At 69.4% G+C, this 16,755-nt stretch carries 16 protein-coding genes and 1 tRNA gene; 13 read left to right on the plus strand and 4 right to left on the minus strand.

The genetic code is table 11. The features are described 5' to 3' along the window. The first annotated feature begins 9 nt into the window (after nucleotides 1-9). The 5 genes from crcB (at nucleotide 10) to IEX18_RS07345 (ending at nucleotide 3,153) form a co-directional block, all read left to right on the plus strand. Nucleotides 10-384, plus strand: coding sequence for a fluoride efflux transporter CrcB (gene crcB / locus IEX18_RS07325; RefSeq protein WP_188658082.1), 375 nt, complete (start codon nucleotides 10-12; stop codon nucleotides 382-384). Next, a complete protein-coding gene (locus IEX18_RS07330) occupies nucleotides 381-1,493 on the plus strand; it encodes an RluA family pseudouridine synthase (protein ID WP_188658083.1) in 1,113 nt (370 codons plus the stop codon). Before crcB ends, IEX18_RS07330 begins: the two co-directional genes overlap by 4 nt. A gap of 87 nt (nucleotides 1,494-1,580) precedes the next feature. Next, nucleotides 1,581-2,249: an HAD-IA family hydrolase gene (locus tag IEX18_RS07335; protein WP_188658084.1), complete on the plus strand. Its 669-nt coding sequence runs from the start codon at nucleotides 1,581-1,583 to the stop codon at nucleotides 2,247-2,249. Next, nucleotides 2,246-2,464 carry a hypothetical protein gene (locus IEX18_RS07340; protein ID WP_188658085.1) on the plus strand — a complete coding sequence of 73 codons (219 nt, stop codon included), beginning with the start codon at nucleotides 2,246-2,248 and terminating at the stop codon, nucleotides 2,462-2,464. The genes IEX18_RS07335 and IEX18_RS07340 overlap by 4 nt, the downstream gene beginning before the upstream one ends. After that, the gene (locus IEX18_RS07345) at nucleotides 2,461-3,153 is read left to right on the plus strand and encodes an ATP12 family chaperone protein (RefSeq protein WP_188658086.1); all 693 of its coding nucleotides are present in this window, start codon (nucleotides 2,461-2,463) and stop codon (nucleotides 3,151-3,153) included. Before IEX18_RS07340 ends, IEX18_RS07345 begins: the two co-directional genes overlap by 4 nt. Nucleotides 3,154-3,227: 74 nt before the next feature. Here the strand turns inward: IEX18_RS07345 and IEX18_RS07350 are convergent. Next, nucleotides 3,228-3,304: transfer RNA gene (locus tag IEX18_RS07350), tRNA-Pro, on the minus strand. 178 nt (nucleotides 3,305-3,482) lie between these two features. Here IEX18_RS07350 and yajC point away from each other — a divergent pair. From yajC to IEX18_RS07375, 5 genes are all read left to right on the plus strand, one after another. Then, nucleotides 3,483-3,821, plus strand: a complete 339-nt coding sequence (yajC, locus tag IEX18_RS07355; RefSeq protein WP_188658087.1) for a preprotein translocase subunit YajC — start codon at nucleotides 3,483-3,485, stop codon at nucleotides 3,819-3,821. Next, the gene (gene secD / locus IEX18_RS07360; RefSeq protein ID WP_188658088.1) at nucleotides 3,821-5,422 is read left to right on the plus strand and encodes a protein translocase subunit SecD; all 1,602 of its coding nucleotides are present in this window, start codon (nucleotides 3,821-3,823) and stop codon (nucleotides 5,420-5,422) included. The genes yajC and secD overlap by 1 nt, the downstream gene beginning before the upstream one ends. A gap of 88 nt (nucleotides 5,423-5,510) precedes the next feature. Further along, a complete protein-coding gene (gene secF, locus IEX18_RS07365) occupies nucleotides 5,511-6,497 on the plus strand; it encodes a protein translocase subunit SecF (RefSeq protein ID WP_188658089.1) in 987 nt (328 codons plus the stop codon). A 13-nt stretch (nucleotides 6,498-6,510) separates the two neighbouring features. Further along, nucleotides 6,511-6,885 (plus strand): Mth938-like domain-containing protein, encoded by a 375-nt coding sequence (locus tag IEX18_RS07370; RefSeq protein WP_188658090.1) that lies wholly within the window; start codon nucleotides 6,511-6,513, stop codon nucleotides 6,883-6,885. Nucleotides 6,886-6,992: 107 nt separating this feature from the next. Then, a complete protein-coding gene (locus IEX18_RS07375; protein WP_229664430.1) occupies nucleotides 6,993-8,012 on the plus strand; it encodes a PEP-CTERM sorting domain-containing protein in 1,020 nt (339 codons plus the stop codon). Nucleotides 8,013-8,051: 39 nt separating this feature from the next. Here the strand turns inward: IEX18_RS07375 and IEX18_RS07380 are convergent, their stop codons facing one another. Next, nucleotides 8,052-8,879: a class I mannose-6-phosphate isomerase gene (locus tag IEX18_RS07380; protein ID WP_188658091.1), complete on the minus strand. Its 828-nt coding sequence runs from the start codon at nucleotides 8,877-8,879 to the stop codon at nucleotides 8,052-8,054. Between the two features lie 87 nt (nucleotides 8,880-8,966). On the opposite strand from IEX18_RS07380, the gene IEX18_RS07385 reads away from it, so the two are divergent. The 3 genes from IEX18_RS07385 (at nucleotide 8,967) to IEX18_RS07395 (ending at nucleotide 14,617) form a co-directional block, all read left to right on the plus strand. Then, nucleotides 8,967-9,962 carry an outer membrane protein assembly factor BamD gene (locus IEX18_RS07385; RefSeq protein WP_188658092.1) on the plus strand — a complete coding sequence of 332 codons (996 nt, stop codon included), beginning with the start codon at nucleotides 8,967-8,969 and terminating at the stop codon, nucleotides 9,960-9,962. A gap of 100 nt (nucleotides 9,963-10,062) precedes the next feature. Beyond that, on the plus strand, nucleotides 10,063-11,721 hold the full coding sequence (gene recN / locus IEX18_RS07390; RefSeq protein ID WP_188658093.1) for a DNA repair protein RecN: 1,659 nt from the start codon (nucleotides 10,063-10,065) through the stop codon (nucleotides 11,719-11,721). Nucleotides 11,722-12,007: 286 nt separating this feature from the next. Continuing rightward, nucleotides 12,008-14,617: a TonB-dependent receptor gene (locus tag IEX18_RS07395; protein ID WP_188658094.1), complete on the plus strand. Its 2,610-nt coding sequence runs from the start codon at nucleotides 12,008-12,010 to the stop codon at nucleotides 14,615-14,617. Between the two features lie 61 nt (nucleotides 14,618-14,678). On the opposite strand, the gene IEX18_RS07400 is transcribed toward IEX18_RS07395, so the two are convergent. After that, nucleotides 14,679-16,019: a sensor histidine kinase gene (locus IEX18_RS07400; RefSeq protein WP_188658095.1), complete on the minus strand. Its 1,341-nt coding sequence runs from the start codon at nucleotides 16,017-16,019 to the stop codon at nucleotides 14,679-14,681. Between the two features lie 2 nt (nucleotides 16,020-16,021). Then, nucleotides 16,022-16,699, minus strand: a complete 678-nt coding sequence (locus IEX18_RS07405) for a response regulator transcription factor (protein ID WP_188658096.1) — start codon at nucleotides 16,697-16,699, stop codon at nucleotides 16,022-16,024. Nucleotides 16,700-16,755 lie beyond the last annotated feature (56 nt).

Genomic DNA, 16,755 nt, shown 5'->3' on the forward strand with positions numbered 1-16,755 from the left:
GGCGGGTCCATGCCCTCGCTCCTCCTCGTGATGCTCGGCGGTGCGCTCGGATCGGGCGGTCGCTACCTGACCGGCCGTGCCGCCGCGTCGCTGCTCGGCCCCGACCTTCCCTGGGGCACCCTCGCCGTCAACCTGCTCGGCGGCTTTGCCATGGGCCTCCTCGCCGGCAGCCTCGCGCGCATCGGCAGCGGCGAGCCGTGGCGGCTGTTCCTCGGCGTCGGCGTGCTGGGCGGGTTCACGACCTTCTCCGCCTTCACGCTCGATACCGTGACGTTGCTGGAGCGCGGGCAGTCCGTCCTCGCGCTCGGCTATATCCTTCTGTCCGTTGCCGGTGCTATGGCGGCCCTGGTCGCGGGTCTCTCGCTCGCCCGGAGCGTCGCATGACCGCCGACCGCAGCGACAATGTCCGCCAGTTCACCGTCGGCTATGACGATGACGGCATCCGGCTCGACCGTTGGTTCAAGCGGCATCTGCCCGATACCAGCTTCACGATCGTCGCCAAATGGGCGCGCACCGGCCAGCTGCGCGTCGACGGCGCGCGCGCGACGCCGGGCGATCGCATCTCGGCCGGACAGGTGCTGCGCGTGCCACCCGCCGAACCCGCGCCTGCCGAGGCGAAGCGCCCCGCCCGCGTCCGTCAGCCTCTCTCCGACGACGAGATCGCCTTTGCCCGCGAGATGGTGATCCATCGCGATCCGCAGGCCTTTGTCCTCAACAAGCCGCCCGGCCTCGCCACCCAGGGCGGCACCAAGACGACCGCGCATGTCGACGGGCTGCTCGACGCGCTGCACGAGGACGACGAGGGTCGGCCGAAGCTCGTCCACCGGCTCGACAAGGACACGTCGGGCGCCCTGCTGGTCGCCCGCACGGCCCGATCGGCAGCCTTCTTCGCCAAGGCCTTTTCAGGGCGGACGGCGCGCAAGATCTACTGGGCGCTGGTGGTCGGCGTGCCCTCGATCGAGGACGGGACGATCGACCTGCCGATCGCCAAGCAGCCCGGCACCGGCGGCGAGAAGATGCATGTCGACGAGGCCGAGGGCCAGGCGGCCCGCAGCCGCTATCGGGTGATCGAACGCGCCGGCAATCGGGCCGCCTGGGTGGAGCTGCAGCCCTTTACCGGGCGTACCCATCAGCTGCGCGTCCATATGGCGGCGATCGGCCATCCCATCGTCGGCGACGGCAAATATGGCGGCCCGGCGGCATTCCTCACCGGCGGAATCAGCCGCAAGATGCACCTTCATGCGCGCCGCATCCGCGTCGATCATCCCGATGGCGGGCGGATCGACGTCACCGCCGATCTGCCCACCCACTTTCGCGAGAGCCTCGCCAGCCTCGGCTTCGAGGAGGCCGCGGGTGACGCCCTGCCCCTCGACGAGGATCGGGGCCCGCCGCCCAAGGCGGTGCTGAAGCAGCGGGCCAAGGCGCATGCCAAGACCGTCCGCAAGGAGCGTCGCGGCGAGCGCCGCGGTCGCGGCTCGCGTGGGAACGGCTGAGGACGAAGTTCGCGTGCGCAGGCTTGTCGCGGCCGGTGCCAGGCCCCACAGCCGTCGCATGACCTCGCGCCTCCAGGAGCAGCTTCCATGAACCTGCGGTTCGCGGTGTTCGATTGCGACGGCACGCTGGTCGACAGCCAGGCCAATATCTGCCGCGCGATGGACCGCACATTCGTGGAGGCGGGGCTGACTCCGCCGCCGAGGGCCGCGACCCGCGCGATCGTGGGGCTCAGCCTGACCGAGGCGATGCGGGTGCTGGCGCCCGCTCTGGAGGGGTCGGAGCACCACCGGCTCGCCCTCGCCTACAAGCATGTCTATCACCAGCTGCGGCACGACGACGCGCTCGACGACGAGCCCTTGTTCGAGGGCGTGGCCACCGCGATAGACGCCCTGGACGCGGCGGGCTGGCTGCTCGGGATCGCGACCGGCAAGTCCGACCGGGGGCTGGCCCATGTCCTCGCGCGGCACGGCCTGACCGGCCGCTTCGTGACGCTCCAGACCGCGGATCGCCACCCGTCCAAGCCGGACCCCGCAATGATCCTAGCGGCGATGGCGGACGTGGGCGCGAAGCCGGAGGCGTGCGCGATGATCGGCGATACCAGCTTCGATATGGCGATGGCGAAGGCCGCAAGGGTGCGCGCCGTCGGGGTCGCATGGGGTTATCACGATCGCGAGGCGCTGATCGCGGGAGGCGCCGATGTGATCGCGTCATCGGCCGGCGAGCTGCCCGCCTTGCTCGAGCGGGTACCGGCATGAGCCCGGAGGACCGCCTGGCGCGGCGGCGCTGGCTGATCCTGTCGGGTATCCGCGTGGCCGGCACCGCGGGCGCGATGCTGGGGATGATCCTTGCCGCGCGGGCGCAGACGACGGGGCCGAAGGTGCTGGGAGTGGCCATCGTCCTGTCGGCGCTGGTCATGATCGCCCTCGTTCCCGCCAGCCTCGCCCATCGCTGGCGGAGCGGCCGGTCGTGAAACGCTTCTGGCGCGACGTGACCGTCCATGACGGCGAGGTGCGGCTCGACGGCAAGCCGGTGCGCACGCCCGGCCGGCTGCCGCTGGCCATTCCCGCCCCTGCCCTGGCGGAGGCGGTCGCGGCCGAGTGGCGAGCGGTCGGAGAAACGCTCGATCCGCGCACCATGCGGCTCACCGGCCTCGCCAATGCGGCGATCGAGCGGATCGCACCCGATCCCGTAACCTTCGCCGCCGGGCTGGCCGCCTATGGCGAGAGCGACCTGCTCTGTTACCGCGCGGATGCGCCGCCCGATCTCGTGTCCCGGCAGGCGGCGGCCTGGGATCCGCCGCTCGACTGGGCGCGCGCCCGCTACGACGTCCACTTCACGCTGGTGACGGGGATCCTGCACCGCGACCAGCCGCCCGCCACGATCGCCCGCCTCGGCGAGGCGGTCGCGGCGCTCGACGCCTGGCATCTGGCGGGCTTGTCGCCGGTCGTCACGATCACCGGCTCGCTGGTCCTAGCGCTGGCGCTGATCGAGGGCGCGATGGACGCCGACGCGGTCTGGCACGCCGCCGATGTCGACGCCGAATGGCAGGCGGAGCGCTGGGGCGAGGACATGCTCGCGGCGCAGGCGACCGCCGCGCGCCGCGCGGAATTCGACGCTGCGGCCGCGTTCCTGCGCCTGATCTCCCGCCGTTCGCCCTGAGCGCCGCCGAACGGCCTGGGACTCACCTTCGCGCCCGGTCCTCGGGGCATGGCGGATTTTGTGCGGGAAGAAAATGGTCGGGGCGACAGGATTCGAACCTGCGACCCCCACACCCCCAGTGTGATGCGCTACCAGGCTGCGCTACGCCCCGACCGGGGACGATCGCGTCGGCGACCGTCCGAGCGGCGGCCTCTACGCGCGGGGGCATGGCGATGCAAGCGGGTTTCGCCCGCGGGGCACAGATCGTTGCCATCGCGCGTCGGCGATGGTAGCGGGCGCGCTTTGAGCACGGGTGGCCTTCGCCCGTGCCCCAGCCACAAACGGGTCCGATGTTCATTTCACCAGCATACGCCCAGGTCGCGGGCGGCGGCGCGGAAGGCGGCGGGGTCGCCTCGTTCATCAGCCTCGCCCCGCTCTTCCTCGTCTTCGTCGTCTTCTATTTTCTGATGATCCGCCCGCAGCAGCGCCGGATGAAGGCGCTGCAGGAGTCGGTCGCCGCGGTGAAGAAGAACGACACGGTCGTGACCGCGGGCGGCATCGTCGGCAAGGTGACCCGGGTCGAGGACGCGCATGTCGAGGTCGAGATCGCGCCCAACACCCGCGTCCGCGTGGTGAAGGCGACCCTGACCGAAGTCGTCAGCCCCAACGCCAAGCCGGCGAACGACTGATGCTCGACTTCCCGCGCTGGAAGGTCTTCTCGATCATCGCCACGCTGGTGGTGCTGGTCGCGCTCGCCATCCCGAGCTTCCTGCCCGAGCGGGTGACGGCGGGCGCGGGCTTCCACGTGCCGCGCATCAATCTGGGCCTCGATCTGGCCGGCGGCAGCTATCTGATGCTGGAAGCGGACGTCGCCGATCTCGCCGCGACCCGGCTCGAGACGATGCGCGACCAGGTGGCCACCGAGATGCGCCGCGGCACCCCCAAGATCGCCATCGGCGACATTTCGGTGCGCGACGGCCAGCTCAGCTTCATGCTTCGCGACCCGTCGCAGGTCGACGCGGCGCGCGAGCGGCTGTTGACGATCACCGGCGGCGGCGCCGGCATGAGCGGCCAGCGCGTGTGGGACATCCAGGTCGTCGACTCGAGCCGTTTCGTGCTCAAGCCGACCGAGGCCGGCCTCGCCCAGGCGATCGACACCGCGATGGGCGACGCGACCGAGGTCGTCCGCCGCCGCATCGACGAGCTCGGCACCCGCGAGCCGACCATCATCCGCCAGGGCACCGACCGCATCGTCGTGCAGGTGCCGGGCCTCCAGAATCCGCAGGCGCTCAAGGACCTGCTCGGCAAGACCGCCCGGCTCGAGTTCAAGCTCGTCGACGAGACCGCGACGCCCCAGCAGGTCGCGGCCAAGCAGGCGCCGGTCGGCAGCCAGATCCTGCCTTATCCCGGCAATCCGCTCGGCCAGCCGGCGATCGCGGTCAAGCGCTCGACGATCATCTCGGGCGATCAGCTGATCGACGCGCAGCAGACCTTCGACCCGCAGACCAACCAGCCGCAGGTCGCGATCACCTTCGATGGCCAGGGCGGCCGCCGCTTCGCGCGCGTGACGCAGGAGAATGTCGGCAAGCCCTTCGCCATCATCCTCGACAATCAGGTGATCTCGGCGCCCAACATCAACGAGCCGATCCTGGGCGGCCGCGCGCAGATCTCCGGCAATTTTACCGTGGAGAGCGCGAACCAGCTCGCCATTGCGCTGCGCTCGGGCAAGCTGCCCGTCGCGCTCAAGGTGGTCGAGGAGTCGACGGTCGGGCCGGAGCTCGGTGCCGATTCGATCCATGCCGGCATCCTCGCCTCCGCCGTGGCGGTCGCGCTGGTCGTCGCCTTCATGCTCGTCACCTATGGCCGGTTCGGCGCCTATGCCAATCTCGCCGTGGTCATCAACGTGTTCGTGATCCTCGGCGTCCTGTCCGTGCTCAACGGCACGCTCACCCTGCCCGGCATTGCCGGCTTCGTGCTGACGATCGGCACCGCGGTCGACGCCAACGTGCTGATCAACGAGCGCATCCGCGAGGAGCGGCGACGCGGGCGCAGCGTCGTCCAGTCGGTGGAACTGGGCTATAAGGAGGCCAGCCGCACGATCTTCGAGGCGAACGTGACCCACGCCATTTCCGGCTTCATCATGCTGGTGCTCGGCTCCGGTCCGGTGAAGGGCTTCGCGGTCGTGCTGCTGATCGGCATCGCGACCTCGGTGTTCACCGCGGTCACCTTCACCCGCATGCTCGTGGCATTGTGGCTGCGTCGCGCCAAGCCGAAGACGATCACGATATGATCGGCCTCCCCCACGTCACCCCTGCGAAGGCAGGGGTCTCCCAGTCGGAGAAAGACCCCAGCCTCCGCTGGGGTGACGGTGAGATCGCATGAAACTCCTGAAACTCGTCCCCGACGACACCAATATCGACTTTGTCCGGCTGCGCGTCTGGGCCTTCGCCCTGACCGCGTTCCTGTCGCTCGCGGCCGTCGGCCTCGTCGCGGTGCGCGGGCTGAACTTCGGCGTCGACTTCGTCGGCGGCCTCTCGATCGAGGAGCGGTTCGACGCGCCGCCGTCGCTCGACCGGGTCCGTGAGGTTGTCGACGCACAGGGCGTCGGCCAGGCCGCGCTCCAGCAGTCGAGCGACCAGCGCACGGTCACCATCCGCCTGCCGGTGCAGGACAGCGCCGACGAGGGTGCGACCAACGCCGTCGTCCGCAAGGTGCAGACCGCGATCGGACGCGAGTTCCCGGGCGCGACCTTCAGCCGCTATTCGACCGTGTCGGGCAAGGTCTCGGGCGAGCTGATTCGCAACGGCCTGCTCGCGGTGGTGCTGGCGGTGCTGGGCATCGGCCTGTTCGCGATCTTCCGCTTCGAATGGCAGTTCGGCGTCTCGACCGTGGTCGCGATCGTCCACGACCTGTTGATGACGCTCGGCTTCTTCGCGCTGATGCGGGACTGGTTCGAGTTCGACCTCAACACCGTCGCCGCGGTGCTGACGATCATCGGCTATTCGATCAACGACAAGATCGTCATTGACGACCGCATCCGCGAGAATATGCGCCGCTATCGCAAGATGGACATGCGCGAGATCATCAACCTGTCGGTCAACGAGACGCTGCCGCGCACCGTCATGACCTCGGTGACGATCCTGCTCGCGCTGGGCGCGCTGCTGATCCTGGGCGGGCACGTGCTGCGCGGCTTCACCGCGGCGATGATCCTGGGCATCGTGGTCGGCACCTATTCGTCGATCTACGTCTCGTCCTCGCTGCTCATCTCGCTGGGGCTGCGCGCCGAGCCAAATCGCGAGAAGCCCGGCACGACCGACAAGAGCCGCCGTCAGGACGCCGAGCGAATCGCCCCGCGCGAGAGCTGAGAAGGAACGCGCGATGCGGATGGAGCGCGGCCAGCCCGCCAATGGCCCGCTGATCCGCGGTTTTGCGGGCAACGGCTTCCGCCTCGACGACATCACCGTCGCGGCGTCGCTGTTGCTGACCCCCACACGGGCGCTCGACTGGACACCCCCCGCCATCGCGGCGCTGACGGTCGAGTCGTTCGCGCCCGCGCTCGACGAGACGCCGGAGTTCATCCTGCTCGGCACCGGCGCCCGCCTCATCCGCCCACCGGCGGCCTTGATCCGCGCGCTCGACGCACGCGGCATCGGCATCGACCCGATGGACAGCCGCGCCGCCGCCCGTGCCTGGGGTGTCCTCCGCGACGAAGGACGGCAGATCGCCGCCGCGCTTTATCCGCTCGATGCCTGATAAGATGGTCGGTCTCCGACCGGCTGATTTCATCCATTTGCAGTAAGACGCCACCTCGGCGGTCCGATACGCCCGTGCCAATATCTCAGGCACAGGGGACAAGCGGGATGAAATCGTCACGATACGGCACGGTCGCGGCTCTCGTCATCCTGATGGGATGGACCGGCCAGGCGCAGGCGCAGAGCGGGCCCTATGGCTCGGCCCAGCGTTCGACCTATCGCAGCTGCGCCACCAAGGCGGCGACCGAGCGGTGCGAAGGGTCCGACGTTGATCCCAGCCAGGCCATCCTCAAAGACGTATATGCCGGCGGGATCGGCAACTTCACCTCGGCCAATCTCGATCTCGATCGCGAAGGCACCGCCAACGACGCCTATGCGCACAGCACCGTCAGCCTCGGCGCCTTCAACCTGCCCGAGATCCGTGCCGAAACCCGCGCCGGTGCCGACGATCGGATGAACATCAACGCCTTCGGCTTCCAGACCTTCACCTGGACCGGCACCGAAGCGACCCCCTTCTCGCTGACCGGCACGCTTCATATCGTCGACAGCAGCGCAAGCGCGCCCGACTATATCGACACGGAACCCAATGGCGATCGATACACCGTTCCGGGATCGTACCTGCCGAATGGCGCGAGCTACACCAGCTATGTCGGGATCTGGGATCCGTCTGTCCTGAACGGCCTCACCACGGCCGAGGAACTCTTCGGCGCGCTGTTCCTCGCCCGCTGCAACACGCCGGGCGTCCTGGGGCTGCGTACCGCGACCGGCAGCCTGCGCGGCGGCGAGACCTCGATCAGCGTGACCAACCGGACCTGCGTCAACGGCGTGCTGACCACCGACACGCTCATGCTCCAGCCCGGCCAGCAGATCCTGACCGTCGCCGCACTCCAGCTGCCGGTCAATCGCGGCGGCTTCGCCGACGCCACGCACACCTTCAGCACGGCGATCGATCCCAATCTGCCCGAGTCGGTGCGGGCCAACCTGTTCGAGAAGCTCATCCCTGCCGGCGTCGCCGCGGTGCCGGAACCCGGCACCTGGCTGATGATGCTGGCCGGTTTCGCCCTCGCGGCGCTGGTGCTGCGGCGAGGGTCGCGGCACGCCGATGCCGCCCCCTCGCCGTCGGCCTGAACCGCGCACCCATACGCGGCGAGGCTTCGGCAGGCCGGATCAGATTCGGCGCGTGCCCGGATAGGCGAAGAGGTAATCCGCGTCCGCGCTGGTCGCGATCGTCTCACGGCCGGTCACCGTCGCGCACTCGCCCGCCTCGAAGGCGACACCGCCGACCGATCCCGAACCATGGATCGGCACGATCCAGGCGGTGACGCCATCTGGCAGCGAGACGGCATGGTCGGCCCCGCCCTTCCACCGCTCGAGCACGAACTTCGGCCCCTCGACCAGGATCGTCCGGTGCGCATCGACGGGCCCGGGCGAGGTGATCGGCGCATAGGGATCGAGATGCGCCACCGCGACGCCATCGTCGAGGTGCAGCTCGCGCGGCCGCCCATAATCGTAGAGGCGGTAGGTGGTCTCGCTGTTCTGCTGCACCTCGATCAGCGTCAGCCCCGCCCCAATCGCATGGATCGTCCCCGACGGCGCATAATAGAAGTCGCCCGCCTCGATCGGCACCCAGTCGAGCTTATCCTCGATCGAACCGTCGAGCGCGGCGGCCCGCAATGCATCGGCGGTCATCGGGGCCTTGGGCCCGAGTGCGATCGTCGAATCGGCCGCGGCGGACAGGATCGTCCAGCATTCGTCCTTGCCCCGCGGCAGGCCGCGCTTGTGCGCCTCCTCGTCGTCGGGATGGACCTGTACCGACAGCTTCTCGCCCGTGAACAGATATTTGATGAGCAGGTCGGGCGTCGTGTCGCCGGGCGCCTGGAACCAGATCTCGCCCACCGGCTCGCCGCCCTCGGGCACGTCGCCGAACCCGAGGCCCAGATCCCGGCGCCCCCAGGGCTTCTCGACGCGATGGGTGTGCAGCAGCGTAGCGGGCATGGTCGATCCTTACGGGAATGGAATGGCCTCTAACGCGCGCCCTAGCCTATTGTTCGGGGCTTGTCCGCTGGGCTAAGGCGATCTTCGATGCGTATCCTCCCGTACCGCCCGTCCGCCGCGCTCGCTCTCGTCGCCCTGGTCGCCGTCCCGCTTGCGGGATGCGCGCGCACCGCCACGACCAAGGGCGACGTGCCCTATGTCGCCCGCGACGTCGGCACCCTCTACACCGCCGCCAAGAGCCGACTCGACCAGAACCGCTACAAGGAAGCGGCGATCCTGTTCGACGAGGTGGAGCGGCAGCACCCCTATTCGATCTGGGCGCGGCGCGCGCAGCTGATGAGCGCGTTCAGCTACTATCTGGCGCGCGACTATACGCCGGCGATCCAGTCGGCGCAGCGGTTCATCTCGGTCCATCCGGGCAACCGCGACGCGCCCTACGCCTATTATCTGGTCGCGCTCTCCTATTACGAGCAGATCCAGGACGTGACGCGCGACCAGAAGATCACCGTCCAGGCGCTGAATGCGCTGGGCGAGCTGACCCGTCGCTATCCCGATACCCGCTACGCGTCCGACGCGCGGCTGAAGATCGACCTGGTCAACGACCATCTCGCCGGCAAGGAGATGGAGATTGGCCGCTTCTACGAAACGCGCGGCCAGTGGCTGGCAGCGAGCATGCGCTTCCGCAGCGTGATCGACACCTATCAGACGACGACCCACGCGCCGGAGGCGCTGATGCGGCTGACCGAGACCTATCTGGCGCTCGGCGTGCCGACCGAGGCGCAGAAGGCGGCGGCGGTGCTGGGGCGCAACTATCCGGGCAGCGACTGGTACCAGCAGGCCTATAAGCTGATGGAGAAGCATCCGGTGCAGCTCGCGGCGCTGGTCCAGCCGGGCCAGGTCGTGACCCGCGCCGACGCGCCGAAGGGGCCGTCGGGCGAGCCGACCGGCAAGCCGCGCAAGGCCAGCGAGGCCGCGCCGGCCACGACCGGCACCGAGCCCGCCAACGCGCCGGCAGTGCCGCCGTCGACGGTCGGCACCGGCGCCGGCGCGGCGCCGCTGCCCAGCGGCGACACTCCGCGCTGACCGGAACGGCTGGCGTCCCTGCTCTGCCCGTGACGGCTGCCTGGCGAATGCAGAACATAAGCGGTTCAAATTCGCGCGCGACCGGCCTACATCGGGCGCGATGCTGACCCAGCTCTCCATCCGCGACGTGGTGTTGATCGAGGCGCTGGACCTCGATTTCGGCGATGGTCTCGGCGTCCTCACGGGCGAGACCGGGGCGGGCAAGTCGATCCTGCTCGATGCGCTCGGGCTTGCGCTAGGCGGACGCGGCGACAGCGGCCTGGTGCGGCACGGCGCCGCCCAGGCGGTGGTCACCGCCGCTTTCGACACGCCGACCGCCGGTCTGGCGGCGCTGCTTGACGAGAATGGCGTCGAGGTCGAGCCGGGCGAGCCGCTGCTCGTCCGCCGTGTCGTCAAGGCCGATGGCGGCAGCCGCGCCTTCATCAACAACCAGCCCGCCTCCGCCACGCTGCTGCGCGAGATCGCGCCGCAGCTGGTCGAGATCCATGGCCAGCACGACGATCGCGGTCTGCTCAACCCCCGCGGGCACCGCGCGCTGCTCGACAGTTTCGCCCGGCTCGACACCGGCCCAGTGGCACGGGCGTGGGAGGCGCTGCGCCGGGCACAGGACCGGCTCGCCGAAGCGCGCGCCGAGATCGAGACGGCAGCACGCGATCGCGAATGGCTGGAGCATGCGGTCAGCGAGCTGGAGCGCCTGGCTCCCGAGCCGGGCGAGGAGGAAGCGCTCGCCGAGCGTCGCCGCTCGATGCAGCGCGCCGAGAAGATCGCGGCCGACCTGTCGGCGATCGAGGAGTATCTCGAAGGCTCGGATGGGGGCCTCGCCAGGTTGCGGCAGGCTGCGCGCGTGCTGGAACGGGTGGCCGGCGATCACCCGGCCCTTGCCGAGGCGCTGGCGGCGGTCGACCGGTCGGTGATCGAGGGTGCGGCGGCGGAAGACCGGCTGGCCGAGGCGCGCAGCGCGCTCGCCCACGACCCGCGCGCGCTGGAAGAGGATGAGGCGCGGCTGTTCGAATTGCGTGCGATGGCCCGCAAGCATCGTGTCCAGCCCGATGATCTCGCCGCGCTGTCCGCGGAGCTCGCCGCCCAGCTCCAGAGACTGGAGGCGGGCGAAGGCGGGATCGCGCGGCTCGAACAGGAGGTGACTGCGGCGCGCGCCGACTATGAATCCGCTGCCGACACCCTCTCTGCCGGGCGGCGGGCGGCCGCCGAGCGGCTGGACGCCGCGGTGGCCGGGGAGCTGGCGCCGCTCAAGCTCGACGCTGCGCGCTTTCGCACCGTCGTCGCGCCGCTCGGCGAGGATAGCTGGTCGGGCGCGGGGCGGGACCGGGTGGAATTCGAGATCTCGACCAATCCCGGCGCACCCTTCGCGCCCCTGACCAAGATCGCAAGTGGCGGCGAGTTGTCGCGCTTCATTCTCGCGCTCAAGGTCGCACTGGCAGAGCAGGGCGGCGCGCGGACCATGGTGTTCGACGAGATCGATCGCGGCGTCGGCGGCGCGGTCGCCTCCGCGATCGGCGAGCGTCTGGCCCGGCTGGCACAGGCGACCCAGCTCCTCGTCGTCACCCACAGCCCGCAGGTCGCGGCGCGTGGCGCCGCGCATCTGCTGATCGCCAAGGCGAGCGACGGCACAGTGACGCGCACCGGCGTCCGCCGTTTGGCCGACGCCGAGCGGCGCGAGGAGATCGCGCGCATGCTCTCCGGCGCGACCGTCACCGACGAGGCGCGCGCGCAGGCCGATCGGCTTCTCGAAACCGCCTGAGACGGCGAGACAATCGCGCAACACCTGGTGCGATTCCGACCTAGGCGTGCCGGACGGGAACTGTCCCGCTTTGCGCCGGCGCCGCGGTCGCGGAAGCGCGAAACGTCTCGTTTGTCGCGGTTTCCAGGGATTCGCTGCTCCAGGCGGACCAAGAGCTTGCGAGAAAGATGATCGATAGATGAAGTAGCGGTAACGGCGCGCGTCATCGAACCGTCACGGCGATGCCCCCGAATCGTCTTAGGCGACCCAGCCAGCGGGCCACCGGGCCCCGAAGGGGAAATTCGACATGCAGACCGTTTCGCGCACCCGCCTGCGCCTCCTCAGCGGCATCGCCGCCCTCGCCGTTCCGGCCACGGCCTTCGCCGCGCCGGCGGTTCCCACCGCGACCGCGCCCGCGGGCGAACCCGAGGCGCACGCCGCCGCCGCGCCGGCCGATGCGCCGCAGGGCGAGGGCCTGGGCGACATCGTCGTCACCGCGACCCGCCGCGAGACGAACCTGCAGAAGACCCCGATCTCGATCAGCGTCCTCAACACCCAGGGCTTGCAGGACCGCCACGTCCTCAGCCTGTTCAACCTCGCCGACGGCACCATCCCGTCGCTCCGCGTCGCCACATTCGAGGCGCGGCAGTCGGCGCTGACGATCGGCATCCGCGGCATCGTTCCCTACGACCAGAACCAGACCGCGCGCGACGGCGGCGTCGGCGTCTATATCGACGGTGTCGCGCTGGGTAAGACCCAGGGCCTCAACGCCGCACTGTTCGACATCGAGCGCATCGAGGTGCTCAAGGGTCCGCAGGGCACGCTGTTCGGCCGCAACACCGAGGGCGGCGCGCTCTCGCTCGTCTCGCGTGCCCCCAGCGGCGAATTCGGCGGCCGCGTGACCGCCGGCGTCGGCAACTACGGCAGCCACAATGCCGATGTGCATCTCGACCTGCCGGCCTTCGTCAACGTCGCGCTGAAGTTCGACGGCGTCTATCAGCATCAGGATCCGACCGTGAAGAACCCGCTGACGGGCTCGACCGGCTGGAACTATTACGACCGCAAGGGCGGCCGCGTCGCCGCGCGCTGGAAGCCGGTCGAGGGCTTCACCGCCGACTTCGCCTATGACTATGCGAAGGACGAGAACACGCCGCAGTACAGCCAGCTGATCAACTACAATCCCAACGGCTACCGTGTCGGCGCCTTCAGCGGCACCACCCTGGTCCTGCCGGGCACGACCACGGCATGTGGCGGCACGATCACCGCAGCACAGGCGGCCGCCGGCCGTCAGGCCTGCATCGCGCCGAAGGCGCCGCTGGTCGGCATCCATCCCAACCGCCAGCGCGTCGCCGATGTCGGCGTGCCGCAGCAGCCCAGCGTCGACATCACGCACGGCTTCTCGTCCAACCTGCGGTACATGCTTGCCCCGGAAGTCGAGCTGCGCTCGATCACCGCATGGCGCGGCGTCAGCACCGACCAGTGGGACAATTCGGGCGGTCCGGAGCGGAGCAGCTTCGCGCCGAGTTCCAACTTCAGCCGCTACAGCCTGTCGTTCCTGCGCCAGCACCAGTTCAGCCAGGAATTCCAGGCGGTCGGCAGCGTGCCGCAACTCGATTACGTGGTCGGCGCCTATTATTATACCGAACGGGCGACCGAATATGCCGCGACGCCGCTGACCAATTTGTGGAACGCGGACGGCACCGCTTACACGATCCGCAGCCCGATCCCCGGCAATGCGAACGCGATCAGCGGCGCCAATTCCGGCTATCAGCAGTATGACGCGTCGTGCAACAACACGCTGGCCGCGACCGTGCCGCAATTCGCCAACAGCTGCCAGTTCATCACCCGCGCCAGCCAGGCGAGCGACCACAACTACTCACTGTTCGGCAACCTGACCTTCACGCCCGAGGCGCTCGACGACGTGCTGCACCTGACGGTCGGCGGTCGCTGGACCAAGGACAAGCGTCGCGGCACGCTCTATGTCGTGAACAACCGCGCCGATCTGGTCACCGCGGGCACCATCTCGCCCTTCGCCTTCCGCAACAGCATCAGCCGCTTCGACCCGATGGTGAACCTGTCCTACGACGCGACCCGCGACATCCATCTCTATGCCAAGTACGCGACCGGCTTCCGCGCCGGCGGCGCCAACGACCGCTCGCTGCAGTTCAATGCCTTTGGCCCCGAAGCGGTGAAGTCGTACGAGATCGGCTCGAAGATGGACTTTTGGAACCATCGGGCGCGTCTCAACCTGGCCGGCTACATCATGAACCGGTCGAACACCCAGTTCGACTTCGACTATTTCGACACCAACGGTTCCAGCCCGACCAACGGCAGCCACATCGAGCAGACGATCAACGCCGGGCGCAGCAAGATCCGCGGTATCGAGGCGGACCTGACCGTGGCGCCGGTCGACGGCCTGACGCTCACCGGCTCCTATGCCTACACCTATTGGAAGGCACCGTCCGCGGTGAACCCGCTGGCACCGGGCGCGCCGGCCCAGCAGCTCTATATTGTCTGTACGCCCAAGAACGCGGCGTCGGGCGCGATCGACTACAACGTGCCGATCGGGAACGACGACGCCAGCATCCGCTTCCACCTCGACGCCAATTATGCCAGCAGCCAGTACAGCTTCCAGCTGGAACCGACCAAGACCGATGCCAGCTTCATCATGAACGGTCGCATCGCGCTGGCCGACATCGCGGTGTCGGACCGCAACAAGGTGACCTTCGCCTTCTGGGTCCGCAACCTGCTCGACAAGACCTACATCTATCGCCGGTCGGCGGCCAATTCCTCGCCGGTGTTCAACTATAGCGCGGCGGGCCAGCTGGTCTCGACCAGCTATGGTGGCATCCTCGGCGACTATGCCAACTTCAACCCGCCGCGGACCTGGGGCTTCGAAGCGACCGCCCGCTTCTGACGCACCGGCTCCGGCCCAATCGACAAGCGCCCGGTTCTCCCAGGAGAGCCGGGCGCTTCGCTTATCCGGTCGGGCCGCGCGGCAAGGTCAATGTCACGACCAGCCCGGGAGCCGCTTCGCCGAGCGCGAGCGTGCCGCGGTGAAGCCGGGCGACTGCCTCGACCAGCGGCAGGCCGAGGCCGTGGCCGGGCGTATTGCGGCTTGCATCGAGCCGCCCGAAGCGGCGGAGCGCCGCGGCACGATCGGCCGGCGCGATGCCGGGTCCGTTGTCGGCGACGGACAGCAGGACCGTATCGCCGCGTTGCGCGACGGCGATGCGGACCATCGTCCCCGCCGGCCCATGCGCGAGCGCGTTCTCGACCAGGTTCAGCAGCGCCTGGCTGAGCAGCTGGCGATCCCCCGTGACGATGGCGGGTGCGTCCGCCGCGACGACCAGCCGCCCTCCTCGCGCCTCCGCGGCATCTGCCATGGTCTCGCCGATCTGCACCGCCAGTTCCGCGAGATCGACCGGGCGGAAGCCCGCCCTCCGGTCGCCCCCCTCGACCTCCGCGATGCGCAATATCGCCGCGAACATGCCGAGCATCTCATCGCATTGCGCCAGCGCCGCCTCCAGTTCCTGTGCCAATGCCGCATCGGGCGCCGCCTCGACCAGCCGCGTCAGCCGGCTGCGCAGGCGCGCCAGCGGCGTGCGCAGATCGTGCGCGATATCGCCGCCGACATTGCGGATACCCTCCACCAGCAGCGCAATCCGGTCGAGCATCCGGTTGAAGCTGACGGCCTGCTCGGCAAAGGCGCCACCGGCCGGGTCGACGGGAACCCGGCTGCCCAGATCACCGTCCGCGATCGCCTCCGCCGTGCGGCGCACCTCGGCGATGCGGCGGCGGATCAGCAGGCTGAACCCCGCCGTCCCCGCCAGCACGACCAGCGCGATCAGCCCGAAGCCGAGGACATAATTGCGCAGACGCAGCGTGTTATAGCCGTCGACCGGCTCGGTCTCGATCATCGTGATGAGGCGCAGTCCGCCGCCGGCATCGCGGCTCAGCGCCCGCCCCGCGGTCAGCCCGACGATGCGATCGCGGCGATAGAGGGTGGAAAAGCCGCTCGGGATGACCCGCGCGAGATGGACGTTGCCGCCCAGCCAGCGACCGCGCGCATCCTCCAGCTCGAACCCGATATCGCCGGTCTCCCGTCGTCCGGCGAAGAGGCGGACGCGTTCCAGGATCGCCGCCGCGTCGCCGGGTCGGGTCTCGTCGAGCAGCGCCCGGCTGACCTCCTCGATCCGGCGGTCGACGAGGGTCACCACCGCGCGATGCGAGGCGCTGTAGGTCGCATAGCCGGCCCCGGCGACCGCTGCGCCGAAGGCGCCGAGGAAGACCAGCGTCAGGCCGCGCAGCGACGCCATGGTCAGCGGTGCAGCATATAGCCGACCCCGCGCTTGGTCTGGATCGGATCCTCGCCGCCCGCCACGGTCAGCTTGCGGCGCAGCGAGCGGATCTGCGCATCGACGATGTTGGTCGTCGGCTCGAAATCATAGCCCCAGACCCGCTCCAGCAGCATCGCACGGGTCAGATAGCTGCCGGCATGGCGGGCGAGTTCGGCGAGCAGCGCGAATTCGAGCCGGGTCAGGTCGAGCGGCTCGCCCGCGCGCCAGGCGCGATGTTGCCCGGGACTGACGACGATGTCGCCGGCAGCGAGCGTGTCGGTCTCGCCGCCACCGGTCCAGCCCCGTGCGCGGATCAGCGCCTTCAGCCGGGCATCGATCTCTTCCGCCGGGGTCGGCTTGACGACATAATCATCCGCACCCGCTTCCAGCCCGCCGACCTTCTCGCTCGAGCGGCCGAGCGCGGACAGCATCAGCACCGGCAGGCGATGGCCGCCGGCGCGCAGGCGGCGGGCTACGCTGGCGCCGTCGATCTGGGGCAGCATGCAGTCGAGGATCACGGCGTCGAACCCCTCGCGCTCGACCGCGGTCAGGCCCGCCGGGCCGGTCGCGGCGACGGTGACGCGATGGTCGAGCGCCTCCATCTCCGCCTTCAGCCCGGCGGCATAGTCGGCATCATCCTCGACGATCAGCAACTTCATGGGCAGCCCTTCGAATCGCAGCCCGCTCTATACACGCTTACCGCCCCGCCGGGTGG

The organism is Sphingomonas metalli (assembly GCF_014641735.1).
Classification (GTDB): domain Bacteria; phylum Pseudomonadota; class Alphaproteobacteria; order Sphingomonadales; family Sphingomonadaceae; genus Sphingomonas; species Sphingomonas metalli.